Origin of the sequence: Geomonas diazotrophica (genome assembly GCF_018919385.1) — a bacterium.
GTDB lineage: Bacteria > Desulfobacterota > Desulfuromonadia > Geobacterales > Geobacteraceae > Geomonas > Geomonas diazotrophica.
The window spans coordinates 118,442-133,188 of the sequence record NZ_JAHLMF010000006.1; the positions used below are offsets into that span (position 1 = coordinate 118,442).

General features: G+C 63.1%; 14 protein-coding genes. 1 reads left to right on the forward strand and 13 read right to left on the reverse strand.

Annotated features, from left to right (window positions below):
- Positions 1-20: 20 nt before the first annotated feature.
- The 11 genes from hypB to KOM00_RS07955 all read right to left on the reverse strand — a co-directional run bounded on the left by hypB (position 21) and on the right by KOM00_RS07955 (position 12,214).
- Positions 21-878, reverse strand: coding sequence for a hydrogenase nickel incorporation protein HypB (gene hypB, locus KOM00_RS07905; protein ID WP_216498376.1), 858 nt, complete (start codon positions 876-878; stop codon positions 21-23).
- Between the two features lie 18 nt (positions 879-896).
- The gene (locus tag KOM00_RS07910) at positions 897-1,079 is read right to left on the reverse strand and encodes a twin-arginine translocase TatA/TatE family subunit (protein ID WP_216498377.1); all 183 of its coding nucleotides are present in this window, start codon (positions 1,077-1,079) and stop codon (positions 897-899) included.
- 164 nt (positions 1,080-1,243) lie between these two features.
- Positions 1,244-1,729, reverse strand: coding sequence for a HyaD/HybD family hydrogenase maturation endopeptidase (locus KOM00_RS07915; protein ID WP_216498378.1), 486 nt, complete (start codon positions 1,727-1,729; stop codon positions 1,244-1,246).
- A gap of 289 nt (positions 1,730-2,018) precedes the next feature.
- On the reverse strand, positions 2,019-3,698 hold the full coding sequence (locus KOM00_RS07920; protein ID WP_216498379.1) for a nickel-dependent hydrogenase large subunit: 1,680 nt from the start codon (positions 3,696-3,698) through the stop codon (positions 2,019-2,021).
- 34 nt (positions 3,699-3,732) lie between these two features.
- Positions 3,733-5,064, reverse strand: a complete 1,332-nt coding sequence (gene hybB, locus KOM00_RS07925; protein WP_216498380.1) for a Ni/Fe-hydrogenase cytochrome b subunit — start codon at positions 5,062-5,064, stop codon at positions 3,733-3,735.
- On the reverse strand, positions 5,064-5,990 hold the full coding sequence (hybA, locus tag KOM00_RS07930; RefSeq protein WP_216498381.1) for a hydrogenase 2 operon protein HybA: 927 nt from the start codon (positions 5,988-5,990) through the stop codon (positions 5,064-5,066). Before hybA ends, hybB begins: the two co-directional genes overlap by 1 nt.
- Entirely contained in the window at positions 5,974-7,083 is a 1,110-nt protein-coding gene (locus KOM00_RS07935; protein ID WP_216498382.1) for a hydrogenase small subunit, read from the reverse strand. Before KOM00_RS07935 ends, hybA begins: the two co-directional genes overlap by 17 nt.
- Before the next feature lie 215 nt (positions 7,084-7,298).
- A complete protein-coding gene (hypA, locus tag KOM00_RS07940) occupies positions 7,299-7,631 on the reverse strand; it encodes a hydrogenase maturation nickel metallochaperone HypA (protein ID WP_216498383.1) in 333 nt (110 codons plus the stop codon).
- Between the two features lie 64 nt (positions 7,632-7,695).
- Complete coding sequence (locus KOM00_RS07945; RefSeq protein WP_216498384.1) at positions 7,696-8,616, reverse strand: sensor histidine kinase; 921 nt, start codon at positions 8,614-8,616, stop codon at positions 7,696-7,698.
- 358 nt (positions 8,617-8,974) lie between these two features.
- Positions 8,975-10,342, reverse strand: a complete 1,368-nt coding sequence (locus tag KOM00_RS07950) for a sigma-54-dependent transcriptional regulator (RefSeq protein ID WP_216498385.1) — start codon at positions 10,340-10,342, stop codon at positions 8,975-8,977.
- A gap of 27 nt (positions 10,343-10,369) precedes the next feature.
- Complete coding sequence (locus KOM00_RS07955) at positions 10,370-12,214, reverse strand: MEDS domain-containing protein (protein ID WP_216498386.1); 1,845 nt, start codon at positions 12,212-12,214, stop codon at positions 10,370-10,372.
- A gap of 219 nt (positions 12,215-12,433) precedes the next feature.
- On the opposite strand from KOM00_RS07955, the gene KOM00_RS07960 reads away from it, so the two are divergent.
- Complete coding sequence (locus KOM00_RS07960) at positions 12,434-12,715, forward strand: hydrogenase maturation nickel metallochaperone HypA (protein WP_216498387.1); 282 nt, start codon at positions 12,434-12,436, stop codon at positions 12,713-12,715.
- Positions 12,716-12,852: 137 nt separating this feature from the next.
- On the opposite strand, the gene KOM00_RS07965 is transcribed toward KOM00_RS07960, so the two are convergent.
- On the reverse strand, positions 12,853-13,575 hold the full coding sequence (locus KOM00_RS07965; RefSeq protein WP_216498388.1) for a spermidine synthase: 723 nt from the start codon (positions 13,573-13,575) through the stop codon (positions 12,853-12,855).
- An 18-nt stretch (positions 13,576-13,593) separates the two neighbouring features.
- Complete coding sequence (gene rsgA / locus KOM00_RS07970) at positions 13,594-14,514, reverse strand: ribosome small subunit-dependent GTPase A (protein ID WP_216498389.1); 921 nt, start codon at positions 14,512-14,514, stop codon at positions 13,594-13,596.
- Positions 14,515-14,747 lie beyond the last annotated feature (233 nt).

Sequence of the window (14,747 nt, forward strand, 5' to 3'; positions counted from 1 at the left end):
TCGTTACCGAAAGGTCCGGGCTAGGCCTTGGACCGCTCCATCCCTTTCTTGAGCCAGGCGTACCACTCGTCCATCCCCTCACCTGTCTTGCTGGAGACCTCGAGGATATGGATACCCGGGGAGACGCGGCGCGCCATCTCCTTGCACTTCTCGACGTCGAAGTCGAGGTACGGGAGCAGGTCGACCTTGTTGAGCAGCATGATGTCGGCGGCATGGAACATCTGCGGGTACTTGAGCGGCTTGTCCTCGCCCTCGGTGACGCTTAGGACCACCACCTTGTGGTGCTCGCCGAGATCGAAGGAGGCGGGGCAAACCAGGTTGCCGACGTTCTCAATCAGGAGCAGGTCCAGGTGGTCCAGGTCGAAGCTCTCCACGGCGTGCAGCACCATGTGTGCATCGAGGTGGCAGCCGGCGCCGGTGTTGACCTGCTTCACCGGGACGCCGGTGGCGGCGATGCGCATGGCGTCGTTATCGGTCTGCTGATCACCCTCGACCACCGCGCAGCGGCAGGTGTCGGAGAGATCCTTCAGCGTCCGCTCCAGGATGGTAGTCTTGCCCGAACCGGGTGAGGAAACGAGGTTCAGTACGAACAGGCCCTTCTCCCGGAACAGCGCGCGGTTGCCCGAAGCCATCCTGTTGTTCTTGGCAAGGATGTCGGTCTCGATCACGACCTTTCGGGCAGGCTGCTCCTCGCCGGCATGCTTGTGGTCATGCTGGTGTTTATGCCCCTCTCCGTGCTGATGGCCATGGTCATGGTCATGCCCGTGATGGTGGTCGTGACCGTGGTGGTGCCCATGGCCGTGTCCGTGATGGTCGTGGTCATGATCGTGGTCATGATCGTGGTCGTGGTTCGGGCCGCAGCCGCAGTCTACGCACATATCGGTTCAACCTCCGGTCTAGCCTTCTTTCTTCTCGTTCTTCTCGTTGATCTGGACCACGTCCTCGCCGTTCATGGCCTTCTTGAAGCCCCTGATGCTGCTCCCCAGCGCCTGTCCGAACTGCGGCAGTTTGCTGGGACCGGCCACCACCAGGAGGATGACGGCGACGATGCACAACTCGGGCAAACCAAATCCAAACATATCGTTTCTCCTTTTCACGCTGATCCGCTGACCGAATCAACTGTTTTCCCAACATCCGTCCACATTACCTCTCCCGCTGGGAGAGGGTCAGGGTGAGGGAACACAGCCGACAGAGCCCTCACCCGCCCTTCGGGCACCCTCTCCCGGAAGGAGAGGGACGAGAGCTAAGCAGCTTTTCTTCTGAGTTCCACACCGACTTTCGCCAGTTCTTCAACGACGAGCGCGGCCACCTTCTCGAGCCCGGCCTGAAGCGGCGGGGTGAGCTGGTCGCCCGGGTCGAGCGACTTCGCCACGATGCCGAAGAAGGTGAGGTCGGGTTTAGGGGCGTCGCGCATCTCGGAGATCAGGAGCATCTCCTGCAGCCCGATCTGGTGCGGCGACATCTTCACCGGGATGTTCTTCAGCATGATATCTTCGCGCTCGTAGCGGAAGATGTCGCCCGGCTCCCCCTTGGCTTGCACCACGTCCACCAGGATGACCTTGTCGGCCTCCTCGAACTTGAAGTGCACCATGATGCCGAGGGTCCCGCCGTCGTAGAGTTCGACGTTGTCCGGTATCTGGTAGTGCTGCTCTAAATGTCTGACGAAATGTACGCCGAACCCCTCGTCTGAGAGGATCAGGTTGCCGGCGCCATAGATGAGGACCTGCATGTAACCTCCAGAAAAAAAGAAAGGCCGGGGGGAAAACCAGGGGCTAGAGGCTAGGGACTGGGGGCTAGCAAAACCAGGCTCTAAATTAAACGAGTAAAGGCGGCGGCACAAGCTTTTTTCGCTGCTGCGCACCCCTTAAGCCTTTTGATTTTGCCCTGTCTTTACCGCCCCCAACCCGAACATCCCTAACCGCTTGTCTTCCCGTCCCGGCCCTTGATTCGGGGAGCCGGGGAGCGGGAACCAGTCGCCTTTTCCGGCCCCTAGCCCCCTCTCCCCAGCCCCTGTTTTTCTACAGCACCTTCACCTTGGTGATTTCCGCCCCTTCCGGGTCCACGGTGTGGACGGCGCAGGCGATGCACGGGTCGAAGGAGTGGATGGTACGGAGCACCTCGAGCGGCTTGCTGGCGTCCGCGATCGGGTTCCCCATCAGGGACGCCTCGTACGGCCCCATCTCGCCCTTGTCGTTTCTGGGCGCCGCGTTCCAGGTGGAGGGAACGACGGCCTGGTAGTTCTCGATCTTCTTGTTCTTGATCACGATCCAGTGGGACAGGGTGCCGCGCGGTGCCTCGTGGAAGCCGACACCGCGGTACTCGCCTTTCGGGATCACGGTGTGGTTCGCGTAGGTCTGGTCGCCGGACGCGATGTTGGCGATCAGCTTGTCCAGGTTCTCCAGCGACAGGTCGGCCATGACGTGGGCGCGGGCGCCGCGGCAGAAGAGACGGCCCATGGTGGAGTGGATGTCCTTCAGGGAGATCCCCAGGGTGGATACCGCGCCGTCCACGAGTTTCTTCACCTTCGGGTTGCCCGCGGCGTAGGCCGCCATGATCTGGGCCGGCGGGCCGACCTGGACCGGCTTGCCGTCGAGGGTCGGAGCCTTGCACCAGGAGTACTTGCCGTTTTCCTTGAAGTCGGTGTAGTCCGGCTTGGTCTCGCCGTCCCACGGGTGCAGGGTGCCGTTACCCTCGTACCAGGCGTGGGTTACGTTCTCCTTGATGTTCTTAATCAGGTAGTCGTCGCGGTGATCCTTGACCATCCTGATGCCGCCGATGTTGCCGCCCATGACCACGCCGCCCGGAAGCATGAACTTCGTGTTCTTGGTGTCCTCCGGGAACTCCGGCACCGCCATGTAGTTGGTGACGCCCGCGCCGTACTTGAACCAGTCCTTGTAGGCGCCGGCGATGGCGAGGAGGTCCGGGTAGTAGACCTTCTGGACGAAGTCGCGGGTCTCTTCCATCAGGGTCCGCAGGTAAATCAGGCGCTCCATGTTGAGGGTGGCGATGTTCTCGGTGTTGATCGCGGTGGCGACGCCGCCGACCACGAGGTTCTGGATGTGCGGGTTCTTGCCGCCGAGGATCGCGGTGGCCTGGGAGGCCTTTCTCTGGTAGTCGAGCGCCTTCAGGTAGTGGGCGACCGCCATCAGGTTCACTTCCGGGGAGAGTTTCATGGCCGGGTGACCCCAGTAGCCGGTGGCGAAGATGCCGAGCTTGCCGCCTGCGACGAAGGCCTTCAGTTTGTCCTGGACCGCCTTGAACTCCTTCTCGGAGTTGCCCGGCCAGTCGGAGATGCTCTGCGCGATCTGCGCGGTCTTCTTGGGATCGGCCTTCAGCGCGGAGACGATGTCGACCCAGTCCAGAGCCGAGAGGTGGTAGAAGTGGACGATGTGGTCCTGTACCGAGTGCTGCGCGATCATGATGTTACGGATGTACTGTGCGTTCAGCGGCACCTCGACGTCGAGGGCGTGCTCGACGGCGCGGATGGACGAGATGGCGTGCACGGTGGTGCAGACGCCGCAGAAGCGCTGCACGAAGCTCCAGGCGTCCTCCGGGGCGCGCCCCTTGAGGATGACCTCGATGCCGCGCCACATCTGGGCGGAGGACCAGGCATTGGTGACCTTGCCGCCGTTTGCTTCGACATCGATCCTCAGATGTCCTTCGATTCGGGTGATGGGATCAAGCGTGATTCTAGACATTTATTCCTCCAAAAGGCTAATTGCTTAATTAATGTTAGTGCGCGTGCGCCTCGGTCTGCGGCAGCGGCTTCTCCGCCCCCTTGTGCTTCTTCGCATGCCCCTTCTTCTTGTGTCCGCCGTGCAGGTCCATGTTGGGGAGGACCGGGAACAGTGCCACGAAGACCTTGTAGCCCAGGATCTCCAGGGCCACGATGCCGACCGTGATCATCACCTCGGCGAAGGAGGGGAAGTACTTCCAGCCCTGGCCCGGGTTGAAGCCGATCAGGTAGACGTTGAAGCGGTACAGGGCGCCGCCCAGAACGATCATGGATGCCGAGATGAAGAGCCAGCGCGCCGACCTTCTGCACTTCTTGAAGAATAGAATCAGCGAGCCGCCGGCGACCAGCAGGAACTCGGTCATGAACCAGCCGGAGTAGAAGTCGCCCTTCAGCGCCGCGTGAATCTGGCCGCGGTAGGAGAGGTCGCCGATCACGACGGTAAGCCAGATCACGGTGACGAACGGGATCAGGCCGGCCAGGCCGGAGAGTTCCTCGATCTCGAAGGGACGCTTGAAGGAGTAGCTCGAGATGATCGACTCGAGGATGGCGATGGAGTAGCCGATGAAGACGCAATTCAACAGGAACAAAAGCGGCAGGAAGCCGGTGTGCCAGAGCGGATGCAGCTTGGTCGAGGCGATGAGGAGCAGGCTCCCCAGCGAGGACTGGTGCATGGTCGGCAGCGTGATGCCCAAAACGATGAAGAAGATGAGGACCTTGTTCAGTCGCGGGTTGAGCCAGGCGGCCCCGAGGCGCACCATCTCCAGCTTGTCTTCCATGGTCTTCTTGTCCGGCGCGATTTTCGGGTGCAGCCAGTTGCGGATCGCGTTCATGCGGTCCCACTTGCTCTTTTCGATCGAGGTGAGGATCGCCGGGAGGAACTCCAGGATGAGAACAGTGGAGTAGGCCATGACGCAGAGGGCAACCTCGAACATGGCGGAGTTGGCCTGCCACTTGCTCGGGATGAAGAAGTTGTAGGCGTTCCAGGGACGGCCGAGGTCGACCATGACCGAGAAGCCGGCCAGGCCGTAGCCGAACATGGAGGTGAGGATCGCGGAGCGGATCATCGGGTGGTACTGCATCCGGTTCCGGATGTAGACCAGGATGGCGACCGCGTAGCCGCCGCAGGCGATGGCGGTGCCGGTGGCGACGTCGTAGGTGATCCAGATGCCCCAGGGGTAGCCGTCGCTCATGTTGGAGACGGCGCCGATCCCCTTCACGTAGCGCACGCCCACGAAGTAGAAACCGAGCAGCACGACCGAGAGGAGGATGAAGAAGGATTTGGTAAAGATCTTACCTTCCAGCTTTTGGAATTCTTCGCTGTGTCCCATTACTTATCCCCCTTCTTGTGATCGTCGTCGTGCCCTTGGTGTTTCTTCATGTTCTTCACCGCGATGAAGCAGAGGGTGCTGTACAGGGCAACCGGGGCGATGAAGCCCTTGTAGATGGTGTGCTGGATCTTCTCGGAGAACTCGGCCGGCGCTTCCGGCTTGATCTCGGGAAGACCGAGCTTGTTGAACGGCATGGAGGCCAGGTAGAGGTGGTTGGTGCCCCCCCCTTCATGCTCGCCGTAGACGTGGGCCACGTACTTGTCCGGCGCGTCCTTCAGCCTCTGGTGTGCCTCCTCCAGGAGATCCTTCCTCTTGCCGAACTTGATGGCGCCCGCCGGGCAGGTCTCGGCGCAGGCCGTGATCCCCTTCTCGCGCAGGTTGGTCGCCTTGCACAGGTCGCACTTCACGATCTGCGGCACCGCCTTCTCCCACTGGAACTTCGGGATGTTGTACGGGCAGGCGATCTGGCAGTAACGGCAGCCGATGCAGGTGTTCTTGTTGTAATCGACGATGCCGGAGATCTTCTCCTTGGTCATGGCTGAAACCGGGCAGACCGAAACGCAGGAGGGTTTCTGGCAGTGCATGCAGGAGTACTTCACGTAGCTCCAGCGCTTCTCGCTCTCCTTGAAGAGCTTGATCAGGGTACGGGTCGAGCCGGAGAGATCGCTCGGGGCATCCCACAGGCCGTCCTCGTCGAACTTCGCCTTCTCGTAGGAGAGTGAGCCGTAGTCGGAGTTGACCCTCTTGCAGGCCGACATGCACGCCTTGCAGCCGACGCACTTGGTGGCGTCGTAGAGCATGCCGAGTTCCTCGTTGTTGACCTGGAGTCCCTCGTTGGCCAGGGCGTTACCCGCGCCGCAGGCGAGAAGCCCCGCGCCGGTGGCGCCGGCCAGCTTCAGGAAGTCGCGTCTACTTGTCTTTTTCATGGGCATCCTCCTGCGCCTCACCGCCCGGAAGCTTCTTGGCGAGCATTGCGCCGGCGCCAAGTGCCGCACCTGCCGCGAGTCCGACGAAGCCGGTGGTCAGCGGGTCCGGACCCTTCCCTTTCTCCTTCAGGTCGACCGGGGCGTAGCTGTCGAACGGCGTAGGCTCGTGGATCTGCACCTTCTCGGCAATGGCGGTCTTGAAGAGGATATCCGGCTCGGTGCAGCCGATGCAGGGGTGACCGATGGAAACCGGCCAGGCGCCGACGTCGTTGAAGCGCTGCACGGAGCAGTTGGCGTAGGTGGCGGGACCCTTGCAACCCAGCTTGTAGAGGCAGTACCCCTGGGCGTGGGTCGGGTCGCCGTAGGCCTTGGCGAAGCGGCCGGCGTCAAAGTGCGGACGACGCTCGCAGTGCTCGTGGATCCTCCTGCCGTAGGCGAACTTCGGGCGGCCCAACTGATCGAGCTCGGGCACCTTCTTGAAGGTCAGGTAGTACAGCACGGTGGACAGGAAGTTGTAGGGGTTGGGGGGGCAGCCGGGGATGTTGATGATCGGCTTGTCCTTGATGATGTCCTTCACGCCGACCGCGCCGGTCGGGTTCGGGGAGACGGACTGGATGCCGCCGTAGGAAGCGCAAGTGCCGATGGCGATGATGGCGGCTGCGCCTTCTGCCGCGTGCTGCAGCGATTCGAGGGCGGTCTTGCCGGAAACCTTGCAGAAGATGCCGTTCTGCTTGGTCGGGATGGCCCCCTCCACGACCAGGATGTACTTGCCGTGGTTGGCCTTCATGGAATCGTGCAGCGCCTGCTCGGCCTGGTGGCCGGCGCCGACCATGAGGGTCTCGTGGTAGTCCAGCGAGATCATGTCCAGGATCAGCGTGGAAATGGTCGGGTGGGACGAACGCAACAGCGACTCCGAGCAGCCGGTGCACTCCTGGAAGTGAAGCCAGATCACCGCAGGGTTGCCGTTTTTCTCAACGGCCTCGGCCACCTGCGTATGCATGGCGAAGGGAAGCCCCATCATCGCGGTGGCGGTGACACAGGCCTTCATGAAACTCCTGCGGGTGACCCCTTCGCAAAACATCTCTTCTTTCATAACAAGCCTCCTCGAGATAAATCAAACCGCACGTATACGGCAACACCCGTGCCAATCGAGTAAACAAAATTTGAAAATGTAATACACTGGAATCATTGGCCAAAAAAAATGGCGCCCGCGGGGGTCCTCCGCGCTGCGCCTTTGGTTGCTTCATTTTGTTGGGTACTTCTGTCCCGGTTTTGTATCATTTTGTCCCGAGCGTGATACAAAACGGATCAGGCAAGCTCCAGTTCCTTCACCCTCAGCTCCTCACCCGAGACGACGGAGAGACCGAAGGCACCGCACCCGGGGCAGGGGGAGAAGAGGCTTTGCAGCGGGAATTCGCCGTGGCAGGCAGGGCAGCTCCCGCGCCCTGGCACCTCTTCGATGGTCAGCTTGGCCCCCTCCAGCAGGGTCCCCTTGCTGCAGGCCTCGAAACAGAACTCCACGCTCTCCGGCACCACACCGGATAGCTCCCCGATCTCGAGAACCACCTCCACCACCTTGCGCCCCGCCGCGTGTCCCTCGCAGATCTCCACCACGCTCTGGGTTATGCTCATCTCGTGCATGCCCGCCTCCGATTTTAATGTGAAGGGATGATAGCAGATCGGGCCGCGCAGCAAAAGGGACTTTTCAGGTTATGCACGACTGCAGCGTGAAGTAGAAGGTGGCCCCCTTGTCGATCTCTCCTTCGGCCCAGATGCGCCCGCCGTGGCGGTTGATGATGCGCTGCACGGTGGTGAGGCCGATGCCGTTTCCGGGGTATTCGCTCGAACTGTGCAGGCGCTGGAAGGCGTGGAACATCCGCTCGGCGTTGGCCATGTCGAAGCCTATGCCGTTGTCCTTCAGGAAACAGGTCTTGTCCGAGGCGCTCTCCTGCGCCCCGAACTCTATGCGGGCGGCCTCCCGCATCTGGGTGAATTTCCAGGCGTTCCTCAGAAGGTTTTTCATGGCGATTTCGAGCAGGTTATGGTCGCCGAAGGTGCGGATCCTGGGCTGGATCACGAATTCGACCTTGCGCTGCGGGGTTCCCTGGGCCAGGTCGGCCGCGGTGTCGCTGACTATCTCGGAGAGGTCCACCACCTCCCGCTTCAGGTTCAGGTAGGAAAGCTGGGAGAGCTGCAAAAGTGCCTCGATCAGGTCGTTCATGTGCTGGCTGGACTTGAAGATGCGCTCCAGGTAATCCATCCCCTCCAGGTCGAGCCGTCCGGCGTACTGCTCCTGCAGCGCGCGGGTGAAGCCGCAGATCCTCCTGAGCGGCGCGCACAGGTCGTGGGCCACCGAGTAGTTGAAAGCCTCAAGGTCCCGGTTGATGGATTCCAGCCGCTCGGTCTGCTCGGTGAGCAGGCGCTCCACCTGCTGGGTCAGCAGGCTGATCTCCTCGTTGTTAGGGCGCTCAAGGAGCATGTTGCGAATGGTCTCCAGCGAGTTATGCACGGCCGACTTGAGATCGACCGCGTAAGACGCGTTCAGCATGCTCGACGCTATTTCCTTGTCTATGCTCAAAAAACGCCCCTCCCCGTTGTTCCTCTTTGCCTTGTACGTGTCGGTCATGGGGCACCCCCTGTTGACCTTGCCCCCTTGCGGGGCTCGCCATGTGACGTCTTTCCCGGTGCACCTGGAAGCGGCCGCGGCCGCTTCCCCGAACAGACGTCCCTGCTACCCTGTAAAGATCCCATTTTTCGCCATTGCGACTCGATCCGTCCTGGTACATCAGCAGCAACCGTGCCCATGCCCCCCTCCCGATCTGCCCGCGACATTCCGGCCACTTACCCATGCCGGGTACCAAGCGCGGCGCTGGGACAGGCAACAAAGGTTTACCGTTTTGGTGGCTGAGGGCGCCGAGGCCTTGCTGGCGGCGGATCGGAGGCAGGCAACGTTTGTGGCAGGTGCAACTTCCGTTGCAACCGGTTCAGGCCGACCTCCTCCTGAGCCGGTTGTTGAGGGCTTGCCTGGAGATCCCCAGCAGAGTCGCGGCCTCGCCCTGATTGCCGTTGGACATCCGCAGCGCCTCGCTGATCAGGTGCGACTGCGCCTCCTTTATGCTGGGAAACCCGTTGAAGATGACCGTGACGATCTCGTGCCCCTCAACGGTGAGTCCCTTGCCGGAGGGGGCGCTCATGTTGGTGCGGAAGGCCGCCAGCGAAAGGGGGCCCTTCTCGTGCAGGGCGACTGCGTCGTAGACCATGGCCTGCAGCTCGCGCACGTTCCCCGGGAAGTGGTACCGCTGCAACAGCCGCGGCAGCTCGGAAGGGTACCATGGTCGCTTTTTCCCCATCTGCCGGGAGGCCAGGGTCACGAAATGTTCCAGCAGCAAGGGGATGTCCCCCTGCCTCTCCCTAAGCGGCGGGATGTGGAGCCGGTGGCAGCTCAGCCGGTAGTAAAGGTCTTCGCGCAACTTCCCCTGCTCCAGAAGCTGCTTCAGGTCCCGGTTGGTGGCCACCACGATGCCGGCGTCCGTTTTCGCCGCCACATCGCAACCAAGCGGCAGGTACTCGTGCTCCTGGATCAGCCGCAGCAGTTTGACTTGGGCGCCCTCGCGCAGGTCGCCGATTTCGTCAAGGAAGAGGGTCCCCCCCGCAGCCTTCCTGATCAGCCCCTCGCGGTTCTCCTGGGCGCTGGTGAAGGCCCCCTTGCGGTGGCCGAACAACGTGTCGGAGAAGACGGCATCGTCAAGCCCCGCCACGTTCACCGTGACCATCGCCCCCTTTTTCCCCGAGCAACGATGCACCGCCTCGGCGAAGAGCTCCTTGCCGACGCCGGTTTCCCCGGTGATCAGCACCGGCTGCCCGGTATGGGAGACCGCCTGGGCCCGTTTCATGAGCCGCAGCATCTGCGGGTCCTCGGTGACGATGTCGGGGAAGGGCATGCGCCGCCGACGCAGCCGGTTCTCGTCCTCGGATAGCCCCAGCGCGCGGTCGATGGCAGCGAGGAAGAGCGCGTTGTCGATCGGCTTCAACAGGTAGTCGCAGGCCCCGGCACGCATGCAGGAAACCGCCTGCCCCACCTCGGCCAGGCCGGTGATGATCAACACCGGCAGATGCGGAAATTCCTCGACCAGGCGGGGCAAAAGATCACGCCCGGTTACGGTGGGAAGCGCCAGGTCCAGGACCACCAGGGCCGCCTCGTTGCGGCGCAGGTAGAGAACCAGCGTCTCGCCGTCGTCGAAAGTCAACACCGGCCCGACGCCGTGCCCCTGCAAAAGCGCCCGGTAGATCTGCAGCATCTCCTGGTCGTCATCCACCACCACTACTGCCGGCGTCGCTTCGTTGCTTTTCATGACCAGCCTCTCTGCCTTAAGGCGTCGCTAGACCTGGAAGTAGAGGGTCCCCCCCTTCCCTGCCTGCTCCGCGCTCCAAATCCGCCCCCGATGCAGGTTGATGATGCGCTGTACCGTGGCGAATCCGATGCCGCGGCAACTTCCTTCCGGACCGCTCCCGCCGCCGGTCGCCTCACACAGGCTCGCGCTCAGCCGGGGGCCGTTGTCGCTCACATAGCAACTGCGCTCCCCCTCGACCTGCGCGGTGCCGAACTTGATCACCGGGTGTTTGACGCCGATGGTGCAGTGCCAGGCGTTCCCCAAAAGCTGCTCCATCGCCAGCCGCAGCATGTCCTTGTCGCCGGTGACCGTCACCCCATCCTCGATCCGGAAATCGACCGGGCGTTGGGCGTGGTCGCTTAGCTGGGCCGCGATCTCCGATGCCATGGCGCTCAGGTCCACCTCCACCGGCTGCAGCTCCGCCGCGGTCAGCGCGGTCATGCGCTCCAGGGCGGCGACGGCCCCGGAAAGCTCCCGCGCCGCGGCGCCGATGTCCTCCAAAAGCTCGCGGCAGGGAGGGTCGAGCTGGCTTTTGTTGAGCTTTTGCAACCTGCCGCAATCCCCGCTGATCCGTGCCAGCCGCGCCCCCAGATCTTGGGACACCGCCTGTCCGATGGCCTCAAGCTCCGCGGTGCGGGCCTCCAGCTCTCCCTTTAGCGCCCTGAGCCCGTTCTCCGCCTGCACCCTCGGGGTCACGTCCAGCCCGATGATCCAGTTCACCCACCCCGTGATCGGCACGTAGCGCGAGATGTTGGACCAGGAGATGAGTTTGGGGGAGCCATCCCTGCAGCGGAGATTCCATTCCCGCCCCCGGTAGTCCCCCCCCTGCGGCGGGTGCGCCGACACCACATCCTCGCGTAGCGCACCGTCGACCTGGAGCAGCTCCAGCATCGGTTTCCCCATCACCTCCTCGCCCCGGTAGCCGGTCACCCGCTCGAACTCGTGGTTGCAGGCGGCCAGGCGATCGGCATTGTCAAAGGCCATCATGACCGCCGGGAGATGCTGCAGGATGGTCTGCAGGCGCCTGCGGTTGGCGAGGAGCGCCTCGTCCTTCTCGTGGATCTCCTGTTCGCTGGCCCGCAAGGTGTCCTCTTCCTGCCAGTTCTCGTAGATCTTGCGGGCCAGGGCCGCATAGGCCTGCTCCAGTTCCTGCTTGAGCCGCTCCGTTTCCGCCTCCACCGTGGTGATGCGCTGGGAGGCGGCCAAAAATACGTCCAGTTCGCACACCGCAGCCTTCTTGCGCGGCTGCGCCCCCGGCGGGATGAACAGCGGGTTGCCGCAGACCCTGCCGCCGCTGACCACCCCCGGGTGGATGCGGGCCAGTTCCAGGAGCAGTTCCGGGCTGAACAGCCGCCGGTCGTACAGGCAGAGCAACGCCGTATCGTGTTCCGCTGCAAACGAGGTGAGGTCGCGCTCGAACCGGTTCAAAAGCTCCAGCGACTTGGCGTCCTTCACCGCCCAGGCCATGTCGCAGATGATCCGGGTCCCGCTGAATCCCTCGGCCGCGGCGCCAGCACAGATGTTGCGCAAAAGCTCCAAGACCCGCTCCTGCCTGAACGTCCCTCCCCTGAGCCAGGTCTGCTTCACCGGCAGCAGGACCAGCGCGCCTGAGTCCTGTTTCTGTACCTCGACTACGTTTTGCAGCAGCCGCTCCAGCTTCTGCTGGGCGGCGTTCAGGTAGACGCAGCGCTCCCCTATCGCCACCCCCTTCTGGATGAAGTGGAGCACCAGGTTCAGCACCTCTGTCTCTTCCTGGTACAGCAGGCAGAGGTGATCGTGGCTGTTGACGATTCCGATGTCTGCGATTTCCACGCTCGGTTTCTCTTCTTCCATCTGGGTCGTCTCCTCGCTCGCGGATTTACATTAAAAAACACCAACACAATATACTGGAAGCGGGCGCCTTTGCAATAAGCCGAGGGGCGAATTTAGCGACTGTCGGGGGTGGAAATCGTTTGGTAAGCGCGGTTTTTTGACCGAGGTCAAGGAAGGCGGGAGCGGCGCCGTGCTAGCCTGCGGCACGCTGGTGAACCAAAAAGAAACAAGGGAGGAAGGATGTGCGATTGCGGTTCGGGTAGCTCCAGGAGCGGTGGCCCCTACGCTACGGGAAGGGAACTGGTTGAGTTTGTACTGGCGGCTCACGGCGGGCGGGTGGCATGTTCGCCGCTGCCCAACGCGCTGGAGGTACGATGCCAGGAATGCGGCAGGGAGTTCGTGCTGCGGACGTTCGTGCAGGGGTGCCCCTCCTGCGGCGGCGTGCACGCGGTGTCCCCCCCGAGGGCGAACGATCCCGCCGCGGTGCAGTACGCGGGCGCCGATTTCGGCGCGGCCGCCTGAGGATAGGGGGCAGCGGTGGGCGGTGCCCTGCGGCTGGCAGGGAGACTTTCGCCTCCCCTCTCCCTCAGGGAGAGGGGGGTGGGGGTGAGGGCGCGGGAGAGTCGGGGGCGGTTGGAATTGTTAGCTGGAGGTACCTGTCACCGGCGGGACGGCCGTTTCGGGCGCCCTTCCGGACGAGATTCAGGACGGGCCGCCAGGCGGGCCAGGTAGACGACGTGCCGCAGTCCGCCGCGGCCGGGACGGTCGCAGGTGACCGAGAAACCGGCCTGGCGCAGGCGCTTGTCGAAGCCCTGGTCGTAGTTTTCACCCCAGACGGCGAACACGCCGCCAGGCTTTAGGGCCCCCTTGCTCATCTCGATGGCGATCTCGCCGTAGAGCGGGTCCGCTATCTTGTCCGTCTTGGCATGGGGCCCGGTGTAGAGATCGAGCACGATGGCGTCGAAGCTGCTTTTCTGCATGGCGCTTCGCCTGATCACGTCGGCCACGTTGGCGATCTCCACTTCGACCCGGGGATCGTCGGCCGCCCCGGCGGTGAGCGGCGCCAACGGTCCTCGGCACCACTGCAGGACCACCGGGTTCAGTTCCGCCACCAGCACGCTCGCCTTCTCCGGCAACTGGTCCAGCACCGCCCGCAGGGTGATCGCCATCCCCAGTCCCCCCACCAGCACCCGGGGCGCCGCCTCGTGCTTCAGATGGCCGCAGGCCACCTCCCCCAGCGCCACCTCCGACCGGTGCAGAGAGCTGTTCATCAGCACCAGTCCGTTCACGGTGATCAGGAAATCCCGCTCGCCGCGCTGTCTCAGTTCCAAGATCCCGTCGCCGGTGCTCACGCTTTGCAATACTTTCCAGGGTACGGCCATGTATCTCCTCTTTACTCTCTATTTCTTCCAGTTGCGCCGCAGCGCCTCCTCTTCCAGCGCCTCGACCTCGCCCAGGAGCACCAGGTAGGTCTGGTAGCGTTCCTCGCTGATCCCCCCCGAGGTGACCTCGTCGCGCACCGCGCATCCCGGCTCCTGCCGATGGCGGCAGTCGTTGAACCGGCAACGGTGGTCCTGCAGCGACTCGAAGCCGGGAAACCAGGCGGCAAGCTCCTGCACGGTGATGTCCACGAGGCCGAAGTCCCTAAAACCCGGGGTATCCACCAGTTCTCCGCCGCCGGGAAGGGCGTGCAGGGACGAAACGGTGGTGGTGTGCCTGCCGGTCCAGTTGTAGTCGGAGAGCGCCCCGACCTTCAGGTTGAGCTCGGGGCAGAGCGCGTTCATCAGGGAGCTCTTCCCCACCCCGGTGGTGCCGACGAAGGCGCCCCGGTGCCCCTGGCGCAGAAAGTCCCGCAGCGGCTCGATGCCGGCTCCGGTGACGGCGCTCAAGGGGAACAAGGGAAGGATGCCGTCGTAGACCGAGCCGATCACCCTGCCAAGCTCTAAGGCCTCGGGAAGGTCGCACTTGTTGAGGACGACGAAGGGGGCCAACCCGGCGGTGCGGGCTGCGACGATGGCGCGGTCCAGGAATCCGGAGGGGGTGCCGGGAGCGAGAACCACGCCGAGCACGTCGAGGTTGGCGGCGACCAGGTGGATGCCCCCGCGGGCGTCACGCCGGCTCAACTCGGTCCTCCTGGGGAGCCTGTGCAGCACCTCGCCGACCACCGTGACCCCGTCGCCGACCACGTGCCCCGAGTTGCGCTTCACCTTCACCATGCGCCGCTCGCCCGTCTCAAAGAGCACCTCTACAGCAACCCCGAAATGGGAGACGATGAGCCCCTGCTCGGCCAGGCCTTTCCCGTGCTGATGTTTGTTCCCCATACCCCTCCAGATCGAAGTTTCAGGCAGTTGCGCCGCGATTCCCTTCAAGACAGGCTCCGAGAGTACGGCAGGAGCAGAAAGTTGTCAACTAAAGCAAAGTTGCGCCGATAAATGGGACAGATACGCAAGGGGAGAGCTGTTGACACCTAGGCTCTTTTGCACCATAGTTTTCCTTATGCAAGGCTCGACCTCCGCCGATGCCAGAGCCCTTTCCCCCTACTTGATCCGAAGGG